The 20,884-nt window shown below is 69.5% G+C and carries 22 protein-coding genes; 8 read left to right on the top strand and 14 right to left on the bottom strand.

Annotation, left to right across the window (positions count from 1 at the left end):
• The 3 genes from HDA40_RS19785 to HDA40_RS19775 form a co-directional block, all read right to left on the bottom strand.
• Complete coding sequence (locus tag HDA40_RS19785; RefSeq protein WP_253758019.1) at positions 1-639, bottom strand: hypothetical protein; 639 nt, start codon at positions 637-639, stop codon at positions 1-3.
• Positions 636-1,004: a hypothetical protein gene (locus tag HDA40_RS19780; protein ID WP_253758017.1), complete on the bottom strand. Its 369-nt coding sequence runs from the start codon at positions 1,002-1,004 to the stop codon at positions 636-638. Before HDA40_RS19780 ends, HDA40_RS19785 begins: the two co-directional genes overlap by 4 nt.
• A 144-nt stretch (positions 1,005-1,148) precedes the next feature.
• Positions 1,149-2,900 carry an acetyl/propionyl/methylcrotonyl-CoA carboxylase subunit alpha gene (locus tag HDA40_RS19775; RefSeq protein WP_253758016.1) on the bottom strand — a complete coding sequence of 584 codons (1,752 nt, stop codon included), beginning with the start codon at positions 2,898-2,900 and terminating at the stop codon, positions 1,149-1,151.
• Positions 2,901-3,010: 110 nt separating this feature from the next.
• Here HDA40_RS19775 and HDA40_RS19770 point away from each other — a divergent pair, with 110 nt between their 5' ends.
• The 5 genes from HDA40_RS19770 to HDA40_RS19750 all read left to right on the top strand — a co-directional run bounded on the left by HDA40_RS19770 (position 3,011) and on the right by HDA40_RS19750 (position 8,712).
• Positions 3,011-3,637 (top strand): PadR family transcriptional regulator, encoded by a 627-nt coding sequence (locus HDA40_RS19770; protein ID WP_253758014.1) that lies wholly within the window; start codon positions 3,011-3,013, stop codon positions 3,635-3,637.
• A gap of 93 nt (positions 3,638-3,730) precedes the next feature.
• Complete coding sequence (locus HDA40_RS19765; RefSeq protein ID WP_253763693.1) at positions 3,731-4,681, top strand: ATP-binding cassette domain-containing protein; 951 nt, start codon at positions 3,731-3,733, stop codon at positions 4,679-4,681.
• Between the two features lie 2 nt (positions 4,682-4,683).
• Positions 4,684-5,439, top strand: coding sequence for an ABC transporter permease (locus tag HDA40_RS19760; RefSeq protein ID WP_253758012.1), 756 nt, complete (start codon positions 4,684-4,686; stop codon positions 5,437-5,439).
• A gap of 209 nt (positions 5,440-5,648) precedes the next feature.
• Entirely contained in the window at positions 5,649-7,445 is a 1,797-nt protein-coding gene (locus tag HDA40_RS19755; protein WP_253758010.1) for a S8 family serine peptidase, read from the top strand.
• Between the two features lie 73 nt (positions 7,446-7,518).
• Positions 7,519-8,712: an MFS transporter gene (locus HDA40_RS19750; RefSeq protein ID WP_253758008.1), complete on the top strand. Its 1,194-nt coding sequence runs from the start codon at positions 7,519-7,521 to the stop codon at positions 8,710-8,712.
• A gap of 97 nt (positions 8,713-8,809) precedes the next feature.
• Here the strand turns inward: HDA40_RS19750 and HDA40_RS19745 are convergent, their stop codons facing one another.
• The 6 genes from HDA40_RS19745 to HDA40_RS19720 all read right to left on the bottom strand — a co-directional run bounded on the left by HDA40_RS19745 (position 8,810) and on the right by HDA40_RS19720 (position 13,629).
• Positions 8,810-9,472, bottom strand: a complete 663-nt coding sequence (locus HDA40_RS19745; protein ID WP_253758006.1) for an O-methyltransferase — start codon at positions 9,470-9,472, stop codon at positions 8,810-8,812.
• Complete coding sequence (locus HDA40_RS19740; protein ID WP_253758004.1) at positions 9,469-10,092, bottom strand: Maf family protein; 624 nt, start codon at positions 10,090-10,092, stop codon at positions 9,469-9,471. Before HDA40_RS19740 ends, HDA40_RS19745 begins: the two co-directional genes overlap by 4 nt.
• Positions 10,093-10,123: 31 nt before the next feature.
• On the bottom strand, positions 10,124-10,327 hold the full coding sequence (locus tag HDA40_RS19735; protein WP_253758002.1) for an acyl-CoA carboxylase subunit epsilon: 204 nt from the start codon (positions 10,325-10,327) through the stop codon (positions 10,124-10,126).
• Between the two features lie 104 nt (positions 10,328-10,431).
• The gene (locus HDA40_RS19730; RefSeq protein WP_253758000.1) at positions 10,432-11,013 is read right to left on the bottom strand and encodes a ferritin family protein; all 582 of its coding nucleotides are present in this window, start codon (positions 11,011-11,013) and stop codon (positions 10,432-10,434) included.
• A gap of 28 nt (positions 11,014-11,041) precedes the next feature.
• Complete coding sequence (mycP, locus tag HDA40_RS19725) at positions 11,042-12,226, bottom strand: type VII secretion-associated serine protease mycosin (protein ID WP_253757998.1); 1,185 nt, start codon at positions 12,224-12,226, stop codon at positions 11,042-11,044.
• Positions 12,223-13,629 (bottom strand): hypothetical protein, encoded by a 1,407-nt coding sequence (locus HDA40_RS19720; RefSeq protein WP_253757996.1) that lies wholly within the window; start codon positions 13,627-13,629, stop codon positions 12,223-12,225. The genes mycP and HDA40_RS19720 overlap by 4 nt, the downstream gene beginning before the upstream one ends.
• A 158-nt stretch (positions 13,630-13,787) precedes the next feature.
• Between HDA40_RS19720 and HDA40_RS19715 the strand changes: the two genes are divergently transcribed.
• Positions 13,788-14,396, top strand: coding sequence for a hypothetical protein (locus tag HDA40_RS19715; RefSeq protein ID WP_253757994.1), 609 nt, complete (start codon positions 13,788-13,790; stop codon positions 14,394-14,396).
• A gap of 45 nt (positions 14,397-14,441) precedes the next feature.
• Here the strand turns inward: HDA40_RS19715 and HDA40_RS19710 are convergent, their stop codons facing one another.
• The 3 genes from HDA40_RS19710 to HDA40_RS19700 all read right to left on the bottom strand — a co-directional run bounded on the left by HDA40_RS19710 (position 14,442) and on the right by HDA40_RS19700 (position 17,981).
• Positions 14,442-16,019 (bottom strand): acyl-CoA carboxylase subunit beta, encoded by a 1,578-nt coding sequence (locus HDA40_RS19710; protein ID WP_253757992.1) that lies wholly within the window; start codon positions 16,017-16,019, stop codon positions 14,442-14,444.
• 76 nt (positions 16,020-16,095) lie between these two features.
• Complete coding sequence (locus tag HDA40_RS19705; RefSeq protein ID WP_253757990.1) at positions 16,096-16,782, bottom strand: hypothetical protein; 687 nt, start codon at positions 16,780-16,782, stop codon at positions 16,096-16,098.
• Entirely contained in the window at positions 16,767-17,981 is a 1,215-nt protein-coding gene (locus HDA40_RS19700; RefSeq protein WP_253757988.1) for a DUF8616 domain-containing protein, read from the bottom strand. The genes HDA40_RS19705 and HDA40_RS19700 overlap by 16 nt, the downstream gene beginning before the upstream one ends.
• A 147-nt stretch (positions 17,982-18,128) precedes the next feature.
• On the opposite strand from HDA40_RS19700, the gene HDA40_RS19695 reads away from it, so the two are divergent.
• Positions 18,129-18,896, top strand: coding sequence for a biotin--[acetyl-CoA-carboxylase] ligase (locus tag HDA40_RS19695; RefSeq protein ID WP_253757986.1), 768 nt, complete (start codon positions 18,129-18,131; stop codon positions 18,894-18,896).
• 68 nt (positions 18,897-18,964) lie between these two features.
• Complete coding sequence (locus HDA40_RS19690) at positions 18,965-19,486, top strand: PH domain-containing protein (RefSeq protein ID WP_253757984.1); 522 nt, start codon at positions 18,965-18,967, stop codon at positions 19,484-19,486.
• 85 nt (positions 19,487-19,571) lie between these two features.
• Here HDA40_RS19690 and HDA40_RS19685 read toward each other — a convergent pair whose 3' ends face one another.
• Complete coding sequence (locus tag HDA40_RS19685) at positions 19,572-20,198, bottom strand: GtrA family protein (protein WP_253757983.1); 627 nt, start codon at positions 20,196-20,198, stop codon at positions 19,572-19,574.
• A gap of 222 nt (positions 20,199-20,420) precedes the next feature.
• Positions 20,421-20,876, bottom strand: a complete 456-nt coding sequence (locus HDA40_RS19680; RefSeq protein ID WP_253757981.1) for a GtrA family protein — start codon at positions 20,874-20,876, stop codon at positions 20,421-20,423.
• Between the last annotated feature and the right edge of the window lie 8 nt (positions 20,877-20,884).

Here is a 20,884-nt window from a genome sequence, read left to right as displayed (position 1 = left end):
CTAGGGAGAGGCGCTCACCGCGTCCGGGTTTCCCACCTCGCGCCCGATCCGCTCCAGTGTGTTCCGTGCCTCGGCGCACACCTTGTCGAACCGCAGGTACGCCTGGTAGACGAGCCCGGCTCCGGTGACCGCCGAGGTCCGGGTCTGCTCGAAGATCGCCTCGAACTGCATCTGGTCGCCGAACTGGCCGGCCGCCGCCGCGACCGCGGGCAGCTGCTTGTGCGCGTCGACGAGATGCTTGCCGCCCTGCCGGATGACCCCGTCGACCTCGGCGACCTGCCGGTCGAGCCGTTCGAGCGCCTCCGTCGCGGCCAGCGCCGCCGCCCGAATCCGGGCCAGCCGTGCGCGAGCGCCCGTCAGATCCACTCCGGCGGTGCCCCCGGCCGTCCCGGCCCAGAGCCCGGCCAGCTCCCGCTCGGTGGCGGCGACGACCCGGTCCGCCTCGTCGGCGCTGTCCGGGCTCTCCAGCAGCGCCGCGTATGCCTCGTCGAGTTCGGCGACCGAGACTCGGGTGGTGAGCGTGGCCGCCGCCGTGACCAACGTGCCCAGCCGATCGATCGAGTCCGGCTCGACCCGCAGCCGGCTGAGGTCGGCGCCCACGCCGTAGAGCCGTTTCACCGTCTCACGGGGAATGATCACAGCTTCCACCTCGACGGGTCGGTGTGCGGCACGGGCACGTCCGCCCGCTCGGTCACGATCTCGCGGGTCAGCCGATGGGCCTCCCGATCCGACTCCTCGTAACCCTGCGCCGAGCGCACCAGCGAATCGCCGAGTTCCTGCAGCTCGACCGCCGACCGGCGGACCTCCTCGGTGACCGCCGTAAGGCAGGCGGCCATCCCGGCCGCGACGTCGGACCCCTCGGCCGTGGCCGCGTTCGGATCGTCTGGGATCTCCAGCTGGTTCAACTGGTCCCAGACCGGCAGCAGGACGGCCCGCGTCTGGTCGCTCAGCTCGCGGCCGATCAGCCGTAGCCGCCCCGTATCGACAGCGATGGGTTCCGTCACATCCGCAGGCTAGCCGAGCTGGAACCCCCGCCGACACCCCCTGTGGATAACCCCGCCCAGACCTCGTTGACCATGGGGTTAACCGTGGCCTCGACGGCGTGTCGAGGGGGCAGACCCCATGATCAACGCCGGCGGGCCGACGGGTCAGGAGATGGTGCAGATGGGGGTGCCGGCCTGGACGACTTCGCCGACCGTCGCGGTCAGCCCGGAGATCTTGCCCGCCTTGTGCGCGGTCAGCGGCTGCTCCATCTTCATGGCTTCGAGCACGACGACGGGATCGCCCTCGGCGACCTCGTCCCCGTCGGCCACGACGATCTTCACGATGGTGCCCTGCATGGGCGCCAGCAGCGAGTCGCCGCCGGCCGCCGCCGTCTGCCCCTGCTTCGCACCACCGCGCTTGCGCGCTGCCTTGGCCCCACCCGAGGCGGGAGCCACCGAGCCCAGTCCAGCCGGCAGGCGTACCTCCAGGCGTTTGCCGTCGACCTCGACCACCACGGTCGTGCGCTCGTCCGCGGAGGTCTCGACGCCCGCCGCGGCGGTGAACGGCTCGACGGTGTTGGCCCACTCCGTCTCGATCCAGCGCGTGTGGACGGTGAACGGCTCGCCGGTGAAGGCGGGGTCGCGGACGATGCGCCGGTGGAAGGGCAGCACGGTGGCCATGCCCTCGACGACCATCTCGTCCAGTACGCGACGCGCCCGCTCCAGCGCCTCGGCCCGGCTTTCGCCGGTCACGATCACCTTGGCGAGCAATGAGTCGAAGTTGCCGCCGATGACGCTGCCGGCTTCGATCCCGGTGTCCACCCGTACGCCCGGCCCGGTCGGCAGGTGCAGCGTGGTGACCGTGCCGGGGGCCGGGAGGAAGCCGCGTCCCGGGTCCTCGCCGTTGATCCGGAACTCGATGCTGTGCCCCCGCGGCCGGGGGTCCTCGGTGAACCGCAGCGGCTCGCCGTCGGCGATGCGGAACTGCTCGCGGACGAGGTCGAGACCGGCGGTCTCCTCGCTGACCGGGTGCTCGACCTGCAAACGCGTGTTGACCTCGAGGAACGAGATGGTGCCGTCCTGCCCGACGAGATACTCGACGGTGCCCGCACCGTGATAGTTCGCCTCACGGCAGATGGCCTTGGCCGACTCGTGGATCGCCCGGCGCTGCTCGTCGGTGAGGAACGGGGCCGGCGCCTCCTCGACCAGCTTCTGGTGGCGACGCTGGAGCGAGCAGTCGCGGGTGCCCACGACGATCACGGTGCCGTGCTGGTCGGCGAGGACCTGCGCCTCGACGTGCCGCGGCCGGTCGAGGTACCGCTCGACGAAGCATTCGCCCCGGCCGAACGCCGCGACCGCCTCCCGGGTGGCCGACTCGAAGAGGTGCGGGATCTCCTCCAGCGTCCGGGCCACCTTCAAGCCACGTCCGCCACCGCCGAAGGCCGCCTTGATCGCGACCGGCAGCCCGTACTGCTCGGCGAAGGTGATGATCTCGGCCGCGTCCTTGACCGGCTCGGGCGTACCGGGGACGAGGGGCGCGCCGGCGCGCTGGGCGATGTGCCGCGCGGTCACCTTGTCGCCCAGGTCGCGGATCGCCTGCGGGGTCGGCCCGATCCAGATCAACCCGGCGTCGAGGACGGCCTGGGCGAAGTCGGCGTTCTCCGACAGGAACCCGTAGCCGGGGTGGACGGCGTCCGCGCCCGCCTTCGCGGCGACCTCGATCAGCTTGTCGATTCGCAGATAAGTATCAGCTGCCGTCTCGCCGCCCAGGGCGTACGCCTCGTCGGCGAGCTTGGCGTGCAGCGCGTCGCGGTCGGAGTCCGCGTAGACCGCCACGCTGCGCAGGCCCGCGTCCCGGCAGGCGCGGATGACGCGTACGGCGATCTCGCCCCGATTGGCGATCAGCACTGTCCTCATGCGCCGCAGTCTAAACGGCCGTTCACTTCCGCGGTCTGTGCAATCGCTCACCGATGCTACTGAGCAGTCCTACTGGCCAGTTGGAAAAGTTTGAGTATTACGCTTGGGGCATGTCGACGACACGGCTCATGATCCTCGGACTGGTCAACTGGATGGAACCGGTCCACGGCTACGACGTACGCCGCGAGCTGCTGAGCTGGAACGCCGACAAGTGGGCGAAGATCCAGCCGGGATCGATCTACCACGCGCTGAAGAAGATGACCGAGGAAGGGCTGCTCGAAGAGGTCACCACCGAACAGGTCGGGGCGCGCCCCGAGCGGACCACCTACAAGATCACCGCCCGCGGCAAGGACGCCTTCGAGAACATGCTGCGTGAGCAGTGGTGGGAGGTCCAAACCGGCAGTGATCCGTTCACCGCCGCGTTCGCCTTCCTCCCCGCGCTGCCGCGCAAGGAGGCGGTCGCCGCGCTGCGGCATCGCGGCCGCATGCTCAGCGTCACCACGCAGGGATTACGCGACATGATCTCGACCGGGCGGACGGACATCACGAAGCCGGTGCACGTCCAATGGATGTTCGAACTGTGGATCGCGCGCGCCGAAGGCGAGGTCGCCTGGTGCGAACGGGTCGCCGACCTCATCGAATCCGGGGCCTCCTATATGCCGGGAACCACCCCTGAGCTCGACGAGGAAGCGGGGTGGAAGGCGTACCGGGACAAGATCGCCGAAGCCGAAGCCTGACCCGTCAGGACCGTCGCGAAACGCGACTGTCGCGTTGTGGACATTATTCAAAGTTGACCGATCGCGTCATAACGCGATAGTGTGCGCGCCATGATGATCGAGACCCATGGGCTGAAGAAGTCCTTCCGGTCGCGCCAAGGTCGGGAGACGAAGACGGTCGACGCCGTCCGGGGAGTCGACCTCGCGGTCGCGCCGGGCGAGATCTTCGGCTTCCTCGGTCCCAACGGCGCGGGCAAGACCACCACCCTGCGCATGCTCGCCACCCTCATCACGCCGGACGGCGGCTCGGCGGTCATCGCCGGCGCCGACCTGCGGCGCGATCCCGGCGAGGTGCGCCGCCGCATCGGCTACGTGGCCCAGGGCGGCAGCACGTGGGACGAATCGAGCGGGCGCGAGGAACTCATCCTGCACGCCCGGATGTACGGGGTGAGCAAGGCCGACGCGAAGCGCCGGGCCGCCGCCGTCCTCGACGCCTTCCAGCTCTCCGAATACGCCGACCGCAAGTGCAAGACCTACTCGGGCGGCCAGCGCCGGCGCGTGGACATCGCGCTCGGCATCATCCACCAGCCGAAGATCGTCTTCCTCGACGAGCCGACGACCGGCCTCGACCCGCAGAGCCGCGCGCACATGTGGGACGAGGTACGCCGCCTCCGCGACGAGGGCATGACGGTCTTCCTCACGACGCACTACCTCGAAGAAGCCGACGCGCTCTGTGACCGCATCGCGATCATGGACAACGGCCAGGTCGTCGCGGAGGGCACCCCGGACGCGCTCAAGCAGGAGATCTCCGGCGACGTGGTGAACATCGGGCTGACCGACGTCACCCGGGGCGCGGAGCTGCTCGGCAGCGCCGAGTTCGTCCGCAAGCTGGAGACCACCGACGACGCGCTGCGGCTCTACGTCGACGAGGCGGGCAGCGCCATCCCGCTGGTCCTGCGGGCGCTCGACAGCGGCGGAGTGGCGATCGGGACGATCGAGCTGCACCGTCCCAGCCTCGACGACGTGTTCCTCACCAAGACCGGCCGAACTCTCCGGGAGAGCTGACGATGAAGATCCTCCGCGACACGTGGCTGGTCTTCAGCCGCCAGATCCTGCTCCTGCTGCGCAACCCGGTCTGGGTGGTCGTCGGCGTCCTGCAGCCGCTGCTCTACCTGCTGCTGTTCGCGCCGCTGCTCAAGCCGGCGCTGGGCGTCCGGACGAACGCCGAGGCGTACCAGGTCTTCGTGCCCGGTCTGCTGGTCATGCTGGCCATCTTCGGGGCGCTCTTCTCCGGCTTCGGCCTCATCGCCGAGATGCGGGCCGGGGTCATCGAACGCAGCCGGGTCACCCCCGTCAGCCGGCTCGCGCTGATGCTCGGCCGATCCATGCGCGACGTCGTCACGCTGCTGGTCCAGGGCGTCATGATCACCCTGATCGCGTTGCCCTTCGGGCTCTCGGTCGAGCTGCAGAACGTGCTGGTCGCGTACCTGATGCTGGGGCTCATCGCGATGCTGTGCTCGGCCGTCTCGGCGGCCGTCGCGCTCAAGGTACGCAGTGAGGACGCGCTCGCCCCGCTGCTCCAGACGGTCAGCCAGCCGATCCTGCTGACCGCCGGCATCCTGCTGCCGCTGGCGTTCGCGCCGCAGTGGCTGAAGAACGTCGCCAAGTGGAACCCGTTCTCGTGGGCGGTCGACGGCGTACGCGACCTGTTCAACGGCCACCCGGGGACCGATCACGTCTGGCAGGGCCTGACCATCGTCGGCCTGCTCACCGTGCTCGCCGTGGTCTGGGCTGCCCGAGAGTTCGCGAAGTCTGTCCGTTAGTCCGAATCGTCGCTGGCGAGGCGGCTCAGCCACCAGATCAGGGATGTGACGGCGATCTTTGCCCAAGATTCCAGGCACATCCCTGATCTGGTGGTGACGATTTGCTGAGGCCGGGAGCGATACCACATTTTGCGCCGCGGGGTAATCTGCCCTGCGGCGCTTCTGCGTCCACCGACGACGGGCTCGACAGGGCCGCTCTGGGGAGGGTCATGATGCGGTGGCATGCCAAAACTGTGCTGGTCACGGCGATCGTGGCCGCCTTGGTGCTGCCTGCGGCACCGGCCGGCGCCGCCGACGCGACGAGGTCGGCGCAGTGGTGGCTGAGCACCCTCAAAGTGGCCACCGCCCACAAGATCACCCAGGGTCGCGGTGTCACCGTCGCCGTCATCGACACCGGCGTCTTCGTCCATGAGGACTTGAAAGACCGCGTGCTGACGGGGATGGACTACACCACGGCGGCGGGCGGCAACGGTCAGGTCGACACCGACGGCCACGGCACCCTCATCGCCGGGATCATCTCCGGCCGGGGTCACGGCACCGGCCTCGGCCTCCTCGGGATCTCGCCGAGCGCGCGCATCCTGCCGCTGCGGGTCGCCGTCGACCGTTCGCACTGGCCGACCGACGACACCGTGGCCAAGGCCATCGCGTACGCCCGGAAGAAGGGCGCGAAGATCATCCACCTCCCGGCGTACGAGGGCGATCAGGCCACGATGGACGCGGTGGCGAAGGCCGTCGCGGCCGGGGTGATGGTGGTCGCGGCGACCGGGAACACGACGTACAACAAGCAGATCATGCCGCCCGCGTCCTGGCCCGGCGTCGTGGCGGTCACCGGGGTCGACAAGAGCGGCAAGTTCGATCCGCTCTACGTCGCCGGCACCAAGGTGGACTTCGCCGCCCCGGGCAGCGGGATGATCACCGTCGACAAGGTGGCGGGCAAGTACGTCACGCCGGCGTCGACGGCGCTGGCCAGCGCGGCCACCGTCGGGGTCGCGGCGCTCGTCTGGGCGAAGTACCCGAAGATGAAGCTCGCCGAGGTGTTGCAGGCGATGCAGAAGGGTGCGACCGACAAGGGCGCGAAAGGCAAGGACAGCCAATACGGGTACGGCGTGGTGAACGCCGCGAACGCGCTGACGGCCGCGCAGGTGATCGCGTCGCCGTCGCCGTCGGCCAGCCCGTCGGCGAGCCCGAGCGAAAGCCCGTCCGAGGAGGTTTCGCCGACCGAGACGGCCGCCGCCGAGCCGGTCGCGGACACCAAGGACACCGGCGGTTCGATGATGCCGGTGCTGGGCATCGGTGGTGGACTCGTCTTCCTCCTGATCCTCGCCGCCGGCGTCGTGCTGCTGCTCAAGCGCGGTCAAGGCGGCGGCTCGTCCCCGGCACTGGCTGGTGCGGGCGGCCCGACCCCGCCTTCGTCGCCGTGGGCGGCGCAACAGGTCCAGCTGCCGTCGCCGGTGGGGTACGAGCAGACACCGCAGCAGAGCTACGCACAGACTCAGGCGTACCAGCCGGGCGCTCAGCCCACCCCGGCGTATCCACAGGCCGCCCAGCCGGGCTATCCGCAGCCCCAGGCGTACCAGCCGCCAGCCGCTCAGCCGACGCCCCAGCCGATGCAGCGGGCGGCCGACCAGACGCAGCAGCGCCCCGGACAGCCCGCGCAACCGCAGCAAGCCCAGCCGCAGTACACCCAGCCGCAAGCCCCGCGGACGCCGCAGGCCCAGCAACCACCGCAGGCCCAGCAACCACCGCAGGCCCAGGAGGCAACGCAGGCTTGGCAGCGACCCGTCCAGCAGCAGCCCGCCCAGCCGGAGCCCCGCCAGCCGCAGCCCGCTCAGCCGCAACCCGCCCAGCATCGGCCGGCGGTCGACGCGGAGGCGCTCAACCAGCCCACCGTCACGGTACAGCGGCCGCGATTCGCGTTCCCTGGCGACACGGCGGACGAGAGTCAGCCGAGCATCTACGACACGGCGTACTTCCCGAAGGTGGAGAAGCGAGACGAGCCCCGCTGAGGTGGGCAAGGTCATAACCGGCCTGGCCGTTCGACCCACTGAGGTTTGGATCGTCGCTGCGTAGCGTTGATTCGTGCCCCACCTGCTCCGCGACCGTGTCACCTGGCTCATCTACGCCCAACTCGGGGCGTGGGGCTATTTCCTCTACGGATTCGGGCCGATCGTTCCGCTGCTGCGCGACGAGAATCAGGTCTCGAGCGCGGTCGCGGGGCTGCACAGCACCGCCATGGCCGCCGGGTCGATGATCGGCGGCGCGATCGCGCCCTATCTGTTGCGCCGCTTCGGCCGCGGGCACGCCATCTGGGCCTCGCTCGGCGGGGTCGTCGCCTGCGTGGTGGCCTTCGCCGCGCTGCACGGACTCGAGTACACCCTGCCCCTGGCGGGCATCATCACGATCTTCGGCATCGTGCTGATCACGGGCGTGGTCGCCGCGCTCAACGAACGGCACGGCGCGGCCGCTCCGGCCGCGATCACCGAGGCCAACGCGGCCGCCACCGGCGCGGGGCTGATCGCACCGTTCGTCATCGGACTCACCGTCAGCGCGGGTGCGGGGTGGCGGCCCGGCCTGCTTTCCCTGGTCGCGGTGATCGGGGTGCTCGCGCTGGTCGCCTTCGCCTTCCGGGTACGCCTTCCGGCGGGCGAAGTGGTCGCCGGACCGGGCCCGCGCCGGCGACGGCCGCTCGGGCGGGCGTACCAGCTGGCCTGGATCATGATGGCGGTCACCGGATCGATCGAGGCTGGGCTGTCGTTGTGGGCCGCCGACCTGCTGCGCGACCGGGACGGGATGAGCGCGGGGGCGGCCGCCCAGGCGATCTCGGCGATCGTCGCCGGGATGTTCCTCGGCCGGTTCGTCGGCGCGCGGCTGTCGCTGCGGATCGCGCCGCTGCGGCTCTACCTCGCCGCCCTGATCACCAGTGCGGCCGGCTTCGCCGTGTTCTGGACGACGATGACGCCGGCCGTCGCCGTTGCCGGACTGCTGCTGCTCGGACTGGGTAACGCGATGCACTACCCGATCGCCATCGCGCTGGCCTTGAGGGTCGCGCCCGACCAGCCGGACCGGGCGGCGGCGGTGGCCTCCTACTCGATGGGGATCAGCTTCGGCGCGGGTCCGCTCGTGCTCGGCGCGGCGGCCGACCTGATCGGCGTCCGCCTGGCGTTCCTGATCGTCCCGCTGTTGCTGATCGCCGCGGGTGCGTTGGCCTGGCGGCTGGGCCGGGCGATGGTCCAGCCCGCCGCCGTCCCCGCGCTCGAACCACAGCCCGCTTAACCCTCAGCGCTGGATCACGGTTCTCGGTCGAATCTTGGTGCAAGTTTCGACCTGAAACCCTGATCCAGCGAGGACGGAAGCTGGGGCAGGAAGGCCGTCAGCGCTTGCGGGCGAGGGTCAGACCGTCCCCGACCGGGAGCATGACCGGCTCGACCCGCTTGTCCGCGGCGACCATGTCGTTGAAGGCGACGATGGCGGCGGTCGACGAGTTCTGCTCGGCGGGCGGGTCGATGACCGTGCCGCCGCGCAGCACGTTGTCGACCACGATCAGGCCGCCCGGCCGCATCCGGGGCACGAGCGCCTCCCAGTAGCCGGGGTAGCCCTCCTTGTCGGCGTCGATGAACGCCCAGTCCAGGTGCGGCTCGGTGGGTAGCCGGTTCAAGCCCTCCTGCGCCGGGCCGAGCCGCAGCTCGATCCGGTCGTCTACGCCGGCCCGCTCCCAATAGCGCTGGGCGATCGCGGTGTACTCGGCGGAGATGTCGAAGCAGATCAGGCTGGAGCCCGGCGGCATACCCCGGGCCACGGCGAGGCTCGACAGACCGGTGAAGGTGCCGACCTCGACCCCCGTACGCACGCCGAGCAGCCGGGCCAGGAGAGTGAAGAACGACGCCTGTTCCGGCGCGATCTGCATGCCGGAGAGCGAGCCGAGCGCGGCCTGCGTCTCCTCGATCAGCTCGGCGATCAGATCGTCGGGCGGGGTTCCGTGGGCGACGAGATACTGGTGCAGTTCGGCGTCGACCGACAGGGATCGCTTGCTCATGAACGCCTCCACAGGGACATGACCGTCAGATCCAGCCGGGCCAGCAGATGCCGCAGCACCGGCAGAGACAGTCCGATGATCGTGCTGGGGTCGCCGTCGATCCGCTCCACGAAGGGGCCGCCGAGACCGTCCATCTTGAACGCTCCGGCCACCCCGAGCGGCTCGCCGCTGTCCACGTACGCGTCCAGCTCGGCGTCGCTGATGTCGGCGAAATGCACCACGGTCGAGGCGACCTGTTCGACCGCGCGGTCGCCCTCCAGATCGATCAGGCAGTGCCCGGTGTGCAGTACGCCGCTCCGCCCGCGCATCGCCTGCCAGCGCTTACGCGCCTCCTCGGGACCGTCCGGCTTGCCCAGGATCTCGCCTTCGAAGGCGAGCAGCGAGTCGCAGCCTAGAATCAGCGTGTTCCCGGCGGGCAGCCCGTCGCCGAGTTCACCGGACCGGATCCGGGCCGCGACGGCGTTGGCCTTCAGCCGGGCCAGCGTCGCGCACAGTGCCTCCGCGCTGGTCGCCTCCACCGCTTCCTCGTCCACGCCGCTGACCACGACGTACGGGTCCATTCCGGCGGCGGTGAGCAGAGTCAGGCGGGCCGGGCTGGCCGAAGCGAGGACGAGGTTCATGGGCTCAGGTTATCCGCCGGGCGACCGCCGTTCAGCGGGGCAGGCCGGACTCGCGCCAACCCCGGGGACGGCCGGGCAGGCCGCTGGCCCACCACGCGCTGCGCTGCTGCGCGGGCTCCGGCGCCGGGGTGACAGTGGTGCTCAGCAGGGCGCCGACGAGCGCCGCGACCTGTTCGGCCGTGGGATTGCCGCGGACCACGGTGATCACCAGCGGTTCGGCGTACGCGCTCGTCATGCTCCTCATTCTGCCCGGCCGGGCCCGGCCGGGGGACTGCGATCCCGATCACAGCGAAAGGGCGCGCTCCCCGAGGGGAAGCGCGCCCTTCAAGGCGTACGCGGTCAGCCGGACACGTCGGTACCGTCGTCCTGCGAACCGCCCGGCGTGGTCGTCGTCGTGTCCTGCGGCACGGTGACGGTGGTGTTCGTGCCGGGAACATAGACCTGCGGGTCCGTCCGGACCTGCGTGTTCGTATCGACCGGCGTTTCCTGAGTGGTCGGCGCCTGGGTCATCACGGTGTCGACGTTCTTCGCCGTGGCCGCCGAATACGCGTCCGCCGAACCGTAGTTCGAGCTGATGATCGTGGCCGCCTCGGACAGTGTGCCCGTCCCGGTGCCATGATCGAACAGCCGGTTGAGGGTCACCTGGCGAATCTCGGCGTGCCGTTGCAGGGCGTCGATGAACTCGGTGAAGCCCTGGTTGGTGTACACGTCGCCGGCCGCCAGTTCGGTGGCCACCTGGTCGCGGTGGGGCAGGTAGTTCTGCTCCAGTTCAGCCTGCAGCGACTTGGCGAACGAGTCCAGATCCTTGACGTTGATCTGGATGTCCTTGTAGTCGCTGATGAACTGCGACGGGCGGTCCTCCGGGGGCAGGTTGTGGTAGAGCTTCGGGTCGTACAGCAGCTTGTCGTTCGGATCCGTCATGGTCACACCTCCGTCGCTCGAATAGCAGTCATGGTCGCGGGCCGTTCGGCCACGTGGGTGGCGGGGGACCGGCCGGCGGGCCGGTCGACCGCCGCGGGCGCAGGGCCAGGAACAGCACCAGCGCGATGATCGCCAACAGGACGAGACCGCCGGCCGCCAGCCCGACGATCAGGCCGGTGTTGCTGGTCGACGGCGCGGCCTCCGGCGGCCGAGGGCTGTACGTCGGCAACGGGCTCGCCGACTTGGTCGGGCTCGCCGACGGGGCCACGTCGGCGGTCAGTGCCTTGATCGGGTCGATCGCTCCGAAGCCGTAGACCGGGTCGCGGCCGGGCGTGCCCTTGTCGGTCGCGGTGGCCTCCAGCCGGTGCAGCACCTCGGCCGCGGTCAGCTGGGGGAACTTCGACCAGACCAGGGCCGCCACGCCGGACACGATGGCGGTCGCGTCGCTCGTCCCCGTACCGAAGCGCCAGATGCCGCCCCGGCTGTCGCTGTAGATGTCCTTCGCCGGCGCGGCCAACTCGACCTCGTCGCCGGTGAGTGACGTCGAGAGATGGTTGCCCTTCTCGTCCAGACCGGCCACGGCGACCGCCCAGGGATACCGCGCGGGCACCTGGACAGCGTCGTCGCGCGCGTCGGTGTTGCCGGCCGCGGCGAAGATCAGCACCCCGGCTGCCTGCGCCTCGTTGACCGCTCGCAAGGTCTCGAGGTCGCCGACGGACTGCGAGATGTTGATGATCTTCGCGCCGTGCTGGATCGCCCAGCGGATGCCCTCGGCGACCGGCTTGTCGCCGCCCTCGACGGCCTTCGAACCCGTGCCGACGCTCATCCGGATCGGCAGGATCTTCGCCTTGGGCGCGATTCCCAACGCGCCGTCGCGGTTGTTGGTGCCGTGACCGTGCGCGGCGATGATCCCCGCCATGCCGGTGCCGTGCCCGGTGTCGTCAGCGCGGCCGTTGCCGGTGCCGCCCTTGATCACGTCGACGCCGGTGAGAACGTTACCGGTCAGATCCGGGTGATCGGCCACTCCAGTGTCGATCACGGCGACCGTGATGCCTTGGCCCTGGGCGATCTGGTGAGCCTGGGCGATGTTCAGGTAGCCGAGGTGCCATTGCTTGGCGCGGATGGCATCGCCGTGCGCCGCGGCCGGCGTGGCGGACGCGAGGACGGCCGAAGCCGCCAGCGCCGCCAGCGCCGACCGGCGAAGCAACCTCACCACCGGCCGCCGATCGCGGGTCCGGGGTCGATGGGACCGAAGTCGCCGGGGGCGTCGACGACGGGCGTGACGCCCTCCGCGACCTCCCACGGGTTGTCCGGATCCCACTCGTTGCCGTGCTCGTCCTCGCCGCGCTTGCCGCGACCGCCGGCTCCGGCGCCGACCATGCCCGCGCCTCGGCCACCGGCAGCACCTGCGCCACCGACGCCGCCGCGGCCACCGGCCGCGCCTGGGCCGCCGACTCCGCCCGCGCCGCGACCGCCGACCACGCCACCGGCCGGGTTGACGCCGCCCCGGCCGGGCATGCCGCCGGTCGTGGGGCGGCCACCCTGCTGGCCGATGATGCCCTGCGGGTTGACGAGCGGACGCGAACCGGGCGGGCCGCCCAGCGGGTTCTTGCCGCCGAGAAGGTTGTTGGGACCGATCGGGCCGGGGCGAACCGTGGGCCCGGTCGGGCCCGGCGGCACATTCGGCTTGATGATGCCCTGCGGACCGACTGGCGGAACCGGGGGCGTCAGACCGATCGGGCCGGTCGGCGGCGCTCCCGGCAACGTCGGCGCGATCGGCATCGGCGTCGGCGTCGGCACCGTCGGGTTGGGCACGTAGGTGCTACCCGTCAGCGACGGCTGCGACGGCGGAATGTAGGCCGGCATCGGAACCACCGGCGGGACCGAACTCGAACTGCCGCTGTAGGAGCTCGACGATCCGGTGGATCCAGTCGATCCGGTGCTGCCGCTGTCGCCGCCGCTGTCGTCACGCGACTTTCCGGCGAGCTTCGGCGGCGTGTAGGGCTGCGGCTCGACCATGTTGCCCTTGCTGACCACCAGATCGGTGCTCAGGGTCGACATCGTCGTCCGAGCTTGGCTGTCCAGCGCCTCCTGCTTGGCCGCCACGTTCGGGTCCGGATTCGACCGCATCCACGAGCCGAGCGACGTCGAGTAGGACCGGCTGTTCGCGCCGTACTTGTCGGCCAGCTCGGTCTTCTTCGCCGCGAGGTTCTGGTCGTAGGTCGACTGCTTGCCGAGGTTCTCGAGCCACTGGTCGTACAACGGCTTGACCTTGTACTGCGCCTCGCCGATCGCCGAGGCGAGGTTGGTCGCGCTGGTCTTGTTGGTGACCGCACCGTCGTAAACGTCCTGCACGCTCTTGATGAGCTCGTCGAGCTTGTCGACATAAGCCTTGGAGGCTGTGCTCTTGTCCGGCGGCCACGCCGTCACGAGCTGCTCCCGGAAGTCCTTCAATCGGTACAAATTGGTGGATGCCAGGTCGATGGCCTTCTGCCAGCCGCCGGCCTGCTTCCACATCGGCTCGGTGTTGATTTCGCTGATATATGCCCACATGGTGGGCGTGTCCTTGTCATACCAGCTGGTGCCGCCACCGCCGCCGCCGCCCGCGTCAAGCATCGCCAGACCCTCCCCAATGTTCGAGCGATCGATGCTGAGAGTACTTTGCCAAGGCAACGACGTGCTACCCGATCCGCTACTTGTGGATAACTTGGGGATAAAGGTGATCGCCGGGGTTCGCGCGTTGCCCGTACCCGGCTGGGCGCGTTACCCCTACCGTGGCATCACGCACCCTGGTCATCGCCGTTCTCGTGCTCGCCGCGACCGCGGGATGCCAACCGCGTACGACGGGGACGTCCGCGCCGGCCGTCAGTGCCGGCTCCGCTCACGCGGCGGATCTGCTCACTCGACGCGACATACCCGGCGCCGGTTGGCGGCCGGTCGGCGTACCAGCTGACTTGGGCTGGTCCTTCGCGGTGAGCGGGTGCCCGGTCTACGCCGCCGCCGACTATCCCGCACAACGCCACCGGGCCGCGGCCCGCGCCGCGGCCTTCAGCCAGGGGCACGGCCGCGAGGTGCGATTGATCCTGGAGGGGTACGCGGACAGCTGGGCCGATCAGGCCATGACCGACGTACGCAAGGTGATCGCGGCCTGCCCGCGATACGACGACGGCGAAGTCCTGGCGAGCCACACGATCGAGGCGGAGGGGTTCGCCGGCGACGATTCCCTGATGGTGCGCAGCGACCACGTCAAAGGCGCGGAACCGGCCAAGGAGTGGTGGACGGCGGTGGTCCGCCGGGGATCCACCGTCGCCACCGTCACCGGTACGCAGCTCACCGAGTCCGAGGTACGCCGCATCGCGCTCGCCCAGGTCGACCGGCTCTGACCGATCGCCTGGCGTGCGCCGCAAACCGTTACCGGATCGTGGCCGTCAGAGCGGGATGTTGCCGTGCTTCTTCGGCGGCAACGTCTCCCGCTTGGTCCGCAACGTGCGCAGCGCCCGGGTGATGTGCGCCCGGGTCGACGACGGCTGGATGACGGCGTCGACGTAACCGCGCTCGGCGGCGACGTACGGATTGGCCAGAGCGTCCTCGTACTCCGCGATCAGCTTGGCGCGTTCGGTCACCGGATCGGCGGCCTGCGCCAGCTCCTGCCGGTAGAGGATGTTGACCGCGCCCTGGGCGCCCATCACCGCGATCTGCGCGGTCGGCCAGGCGAAGTTCAAGTCCGCGCCGAGGTGCTTGGACCCCATGACGTCGTACGCGCCGCCGTACGCCTTACGCGTGATCACGGTGATCTTCGGCACCGTCGCCTCCGCGTACGCGTAGATCAGCTTGGCGCCGCGCCGGATGATCCCCTCCCACTCCTGGCCGGTGCCGGGCAGGAAGCCGGGGACGTCGACGAAGGTGAGCACGGGGATGTTGAAGGCGTCGCAGGTACGCACGAACCGGGCGGCCTTCTCGCTCGCGGCGATGTCGAGGCAACCCGCGAAGTGCATGGGCTGGTTGGCGACCACGCCGACCGGCCGGCCCTCGACCCGGCCGAAGCCGACCACGATGTTCTGCGCGTACAACGGCTGGACTTCGAGGAACTCGCCGTCGTCGAGGATCGTCTCGATGACCTTGTGCATGTCGTAGGGCTGGTTGGCCGAGTCGGGGATGAGGACGTCCAGCGCCTGGTCGTCCGGGCTCACCTCCAGCGACGGCTCGGCCGGCACCGACGGCGGCTCGTCCATGTTGTTGGCCGGCAGGTACGCCAGCAGCGCCTTGACGTATTCGATCGCGTCGTCCTCGTCGGCCGCCAGATAGTGCGCGTTGCCCGACTTGGTGTTGTGCGTACGCGCGCCGCCCAGCTCCTCGAACCCGACGTCCTCACCGGTCACCGTCTTGATGACGTCCGGGCCGGTGATGAACATGTGGGAGGTCTGGTCGACCATCACGGTGAAATCGGTGACCGCGGGGGAGTAGACCGCCCCGCCGGCGCACGGGCCCATGACCAGGGAGATCTGCGGGATCACGCCGGACGCCCGGACGTTGCGGAAGAAGATCTCGCCGTAGAGCCCCAGCGAGACGACGCCTTCCTGGATCCGCGCGCCGCCGGAGTCGTTGATCCCGACCACCGGGCAGCCGATCTTCATCGCCAGATCCATGACCTTGACGATCTTCTCGCCGAAGACCTCGCCGAGAGAACCGCCGAAGACCGTGAAGTCCTGGGCGAACACACAGACCTGGCGACCGTCCACGGTGCCGTAGCCGGTCACCACGCCGTCGCCGTAGGGCCGGGTCTTCTCCAGCCCGAAGCTCGTCGACCGATGCCGGGCCAGTTCGTCCAGCTCGACGAAGGAACCCTCGTCGAGGAGCATGGCGATCCGCTCCCGCGCCGTCTTCTTGCCGCGCGAATGCTGTTTCTCCACCGCGCGGGCCGACCCGGCGTGCACCGCCTCGTCGATACGCGCGGTCAGCTCGGCCAGCTTGCCGGCGGTGGTGTGCGGATCCGGAGCCTCGGTCATGCCGAGATCCTAACGATCGTTCGGCCGCTGGTCGCTGTGATGCGGGCCATCGACGCGGTCGCACCTTGGAAAGAAGTCAGCCGGTGAGGACGACTCCGCCATGGAGGGCGATCGCGGCGGCGCCCCGCAACTGCACCAGGCCCTTCTGCCCGGCGGCGAGCGTCTCAGCCGGGCCGTCCTTGACCCGGATGCCGTCGACGGCCAGCGGCTCCGGCGAGCCGGGCACGGTGACGCGGGCGCCCACCGGCAGCGCCCCGGCGAGCACGTCGGCGGCCACGGTCGCCACCATCTCCTCGCCCGCGCCCTGGACCTCCTTGACCAGCAGGACGGATACGCGGACGGCTCCGTCCGGCAGTGGCGGCTCCGGCCGGGGCGACAGCATTCCCTCGTGTTCGTGGAACAGCCGGCTCAGCTGCTCCCGGTCGGGCGAGGCGGGCTCGAAATCACGGGCGCGCATGTGCGCCGCGAACTCGTCGGGCACCGCCAGGTCGTAGCGCTCGACCAGGTAGTACGTGATGTGCGGCCAGGCCCACACGCCGTCGGTGTAGACGCTGGCACCGCCGGGCAGTTCCAGGTCACCGCCCGGATCGCGCTGGAACCCCGGCACGATCGTGAGCGGCTCGCCACCCTGGAGGTACGCCACCACACGCGACTTGTCTGGGGACACTCGCGACTCGGCGAGCAGATCCGCGGCCGTGACGCCGGTTCCGGCGACGTAACCCAGGTCTGCGAAGAAGCCGAAGAACTTCAGTCGAGCATCCACCCGTCCTGCTCCCAGTCGAAGGTCTGCCATTGACCGCCCGAGACGAAACTGCCGTCGGGGTTGACGATGAGCGTCTGATTGTAGCCGTGCACGGTGGCCTTCAACTCGCGTGCCACCGCCATGTTCATGTTGCCCCCGTAGCAGGTCACGAGGCGTACGGGGGTGCCGGGGACGTAGTCCGGATTGGCTTTGATGATCGCGGCGACCTCAGCCGGGGACATGTCGTGCGGGAAGCCCGACGGACGGCCGTGGATCACGACCTGATGCACGCCGTCCTCGGTCTTGATATAGGAGTACGCCTTCAACGTGTTGGGGTCGTTGCCGATCGCCGTCGCGCCGGGCCGGTGCTGGACGGTCGGCTCCCAGGTGGCGGGGTCGAAGTCCTCGTTGGCCAGTCGGGCGGGCCGATTGCCGCCGGGCAGATCATCGGCCTTCCCGGTGAGCTTGCGCAGGATGCCCTTCAGCTGCTCGAGCAGGTCGCCGAGCTTCTTGACCATCGGGATGAGCTTCTTGAGGCTCGACAGCAGCGCCCGGACGAACTTCTGGATCTTGTTGACCCAGGTCGTCACCAGCGACACCACCTGGCCGATCACGACCGGTGTGGCCAGGCCCAGCGTCAGACCGGCCTCGGCCAGCCACTGTGGCAGCCGGGCGGCGAGCGTCCCGACGAACTGGGCGATCAGGTCCCGGACGATGCCCCGGACCAGGCCGACGATCAGCCCGGCGCCCATCACCGCGTAGTGAATGCCGTGGGTCGCCTTGCTGATGCCTTCCAGAACGGTCAGCTGGGTGCCCGCGTGCTGGCGGTACGCGTCCCCCGACGGGCCGATCCAGGATGCCGTCTCCACCTTGATCGCGTCCGCGTAGTACTTCTGGGCGTCCAACGTGTACTTGGACACGTTCTCCCAGGTCTGCGCGTGCGCCGCGATCTCGTCCGGATTGCCGGCCAGCCAGTCGAGCGCCTCCTTGAGCGGCTTGACGTGCTCCATCAGCCACGAGACGCCCCAGGCCACGAGTGACCCGAGCGGATCCAGCGCCAGCCCGACCAGATCGAGCGCGCCGCCGACCGTGCCGAGCGTGCCGTCGACCCAACTGTCGTTCTTGATGCCCTCGGAGACCTGGGCGACATCCTCGACCAGGCCCAGACCCGTGTACCACGTCGTGGACGACTGAGTCTGGGCCACCAGCGGATTGCCCACTCGCGAAACCTCCCCGTGTGCACCGGTAGCGCCTCCCCAGGACTCCGGTGCGCCGACGACGCTACGGAACCGTGGGACATCACCGCAAGACACCTCCAAGGCGCCTGTGGATAACCTGATCAACCATTCGTCTGAGACCCTGATCAGGTGAACTTCCGCGTACGCGAGGTGCAGGAAACCGGGTCGACCAATGCCGACGTCCTGACGGCGGCCCTGGCCGGTGAGCCCGAAGGGCTGGTCGTGTCGGCCGGTACGCAGACCGCCGGTCGTGGTCGGCTGGGGCGTACGTGGCAGTCGCCGCCCGGCGGCGGGCTCTGGTTCAGCGTTCTCCTGCGCCCGGACGTTCCACCGGCTCGGCTCGGCTGGCTGCCGCTGCTCGCGGGAGTGACCTTGGCCCACGGCGTACGCGACCTCGCCGGGGTGGACGCCGTCCTCAAATGGCCGAACGACCTCCTCGTCCAGGGGAGGAAATGCGCCGGCATCCTGGCCGAGGCCACCGGCACGGGAGCCGTCGCACTCGGCATCGGGCTCAACACCAGGCTGACCGAGGAGCAGTTGCCGCCCCCGCCGCCGTCCGGGCTGCCGCCCACGTCGCTGGCACTCGCCGGTGCGTCCGACGTGGACAACAACGCGCTGCTGACCGCGCTGCTCGACCGGCTGGCTTCGGCGTACGCCGACTGGCGGGCGGCCGGCGGCGACCCCGAGGAATCCGGGCTGCGTTCCGCCTACCTGGGCGTCTGCGCGACCATCGGCCTCGACGTACGCGCGATCCTGCCCGGCGGCGCGGAGCTCCGAGGCCGGGCCACCACTGTGGACAACGAAGGCCGATTGGTCGTCGACGGGCGGGCGATCGCGGCCGGCGACATCGTCCATCTTCGGACGGATGCCCAGGCAATGCCGCGAACCGACCGATAGCGCGACTGGACGACGGGGACTAACCTCAGCGCGTCGACTGCGAGAGCAGCACCATCAGGAGGTTAGTCGTGGCATTCCCCGAGGACGTGCTCAGCGGAGACGAGCGCGTCGTCATGCATCTGCACCCGCACTGGAAGGCACTGATCCGGCCGGTCCTCGTGACCGTCGTCGCCATCGCCGCGACCATCCTGGCCGGAGTCTTCATCAACCAGGTCGGGCTCATCGTGGTCGGCGCGCTGGCGCTGGTCGCCATCGTCTGGCTGGCCCTGTGGCCGTACCTCGTCTGGAAGACGACGCATTACGTCTTCACCAACGAGCGCGTGCTGCTCCAGACCGGCGTCTTCTCGCGCAACCGGCGCGACATCCCGGTCAACCGGATCAACGACCACTCCATGGGGCAGACCTTCATCGAGCGGCTGCTCGGCTGTGGCACCCTCACCATCGAGTCGGCCGGCGAGCGCGGTCAGTCGGTCCTCTCCGACATCCCGCACGTGGAGCGAGTCCAGACGGCCCTCTACGAGATCGTCGAGGCGGACCGGGACTCCCACAGCTTCGACGACGACGAGCGGCCCGCCGCCCCGGCGAAGTAACCAGCGCTCAACAAGATCAGCGGAGTTTTCGTGGTGTCATAACCCCACGAAAACTCCGCTGATCTTTGTCGCAAGCAGAACGCGGCTAGCGCTGCGAAGCGGTCAGCTCGGTGAACTGCTCCTCGGTGAGCAGCCCGTCGGAGTACGCCGCCTCGATCTCCTCCAGCGTGGCCTCGACGCCGAGCGTCCCCGTGGTGGCCACGGCGGCGGCCAGCGCCTCGCTCTCGGCGAGGTCGTCGGCTTCGGCGAGGGCGACAGCGTCGGCAGGAGCCGGCTTCGCTCCCCGGAAGACGAACGTCCGGTACGCCCAGAACCGGAACACCGTTCCGATGCCCAGGCCCAGCACCTTGGCGATGTTGACCGCGAGGATGCTGTTGGTGCCCAGGATGTAGACGGTGCCACCGATCAGCGCGGACTCGATGCCCAGGCCGATCACGTTGAAGATCACGAAGAGGACGAACTCGCGTGAAGTGGAGTGGTCGCTGGGCCGGTTACGGAAGGTCCAGTACCGGCTCATCAGGTACGCGAAGACCGTCGCGACGGCGGTCGCCACGAAGTTGGCCTTGACCCGCCCGACGTCGTGCAGGCCGATCAGGAGGGCGTTGAACACGGCCAGGTTGATCAGCGTGTTGAGGATGCCGACCAGGCCGAATTTCAGGGCCTCATGGGCGAGCTGCTGGAATCGCTCGGGCAGGAAGCGGACAAGACGCACCCGTACCACCTTAGGGGATTGCTGCTCGAACCGACGACCGATCGGCCGGGTATGCGGGGCAAATCACCGGGATCGTTACACAACACACAGCGGAAATACAGCTAACATCATCGATCTGTTACCCGGCCCGCACGGTCCGCACGGGTTCCGGCGAGCGATCCCAGAAGCACGGAAGCAGCGAGCGGACCCGCCGGGAAGCGCCGGGTTGCTCAGAAGTACCCGTCAGGCCGACGGATTGTCGGCCGCGGCGAAGACGAACCGCCGATATGTCCAGAACCGGAAGATCGTGGCCAGCGCGTTGCCGACGATCTGCGCGGAGATCAGGTCGGCCAGGTCGGTCTGGAAGACCGGCCAGATGGAGCCCAGCACGTAGTGGCTGAAGCCCAGCACCGCCAGCGTGATGCCCAGTCCGATGAGGTTGAACGTGAAATAGAGGACGTATTCGCGGTGCAGGGCCGAACGTGGGCGGTCCCGCCAGGTCCAGAACCGGTTGCCGATGAAGGCGCAGGTCGCCGAGATCACGGTCGCGATGATCTTCGCGAAGGTCGTCTCGAAGTCGGCGGCCAGCAGTGCGCTGTAGACCGCCGTGTCGATGACGAACGCCGTACCGCCGACCACCCCGAACTTGCCGAGTTCGTGGATCAGGTGGCGGAAGCGGTTGTAGAGCGATCGGAACACGGGGCTCA

Source organism: Hamadaea flava, from assembly GCF_024172085.1.
Lineage (GTDB): Bacteria > Actinomycetota > Actinomycetes > Mycobacteriales > Micromonosporaceae > Hamadaea > Hamadaea flava.
The sequence above is the reverse complement of the archived record's forward strand: the minus strand, read 5'-3'. Positions and strand labels throughout refer to the sequence as shown.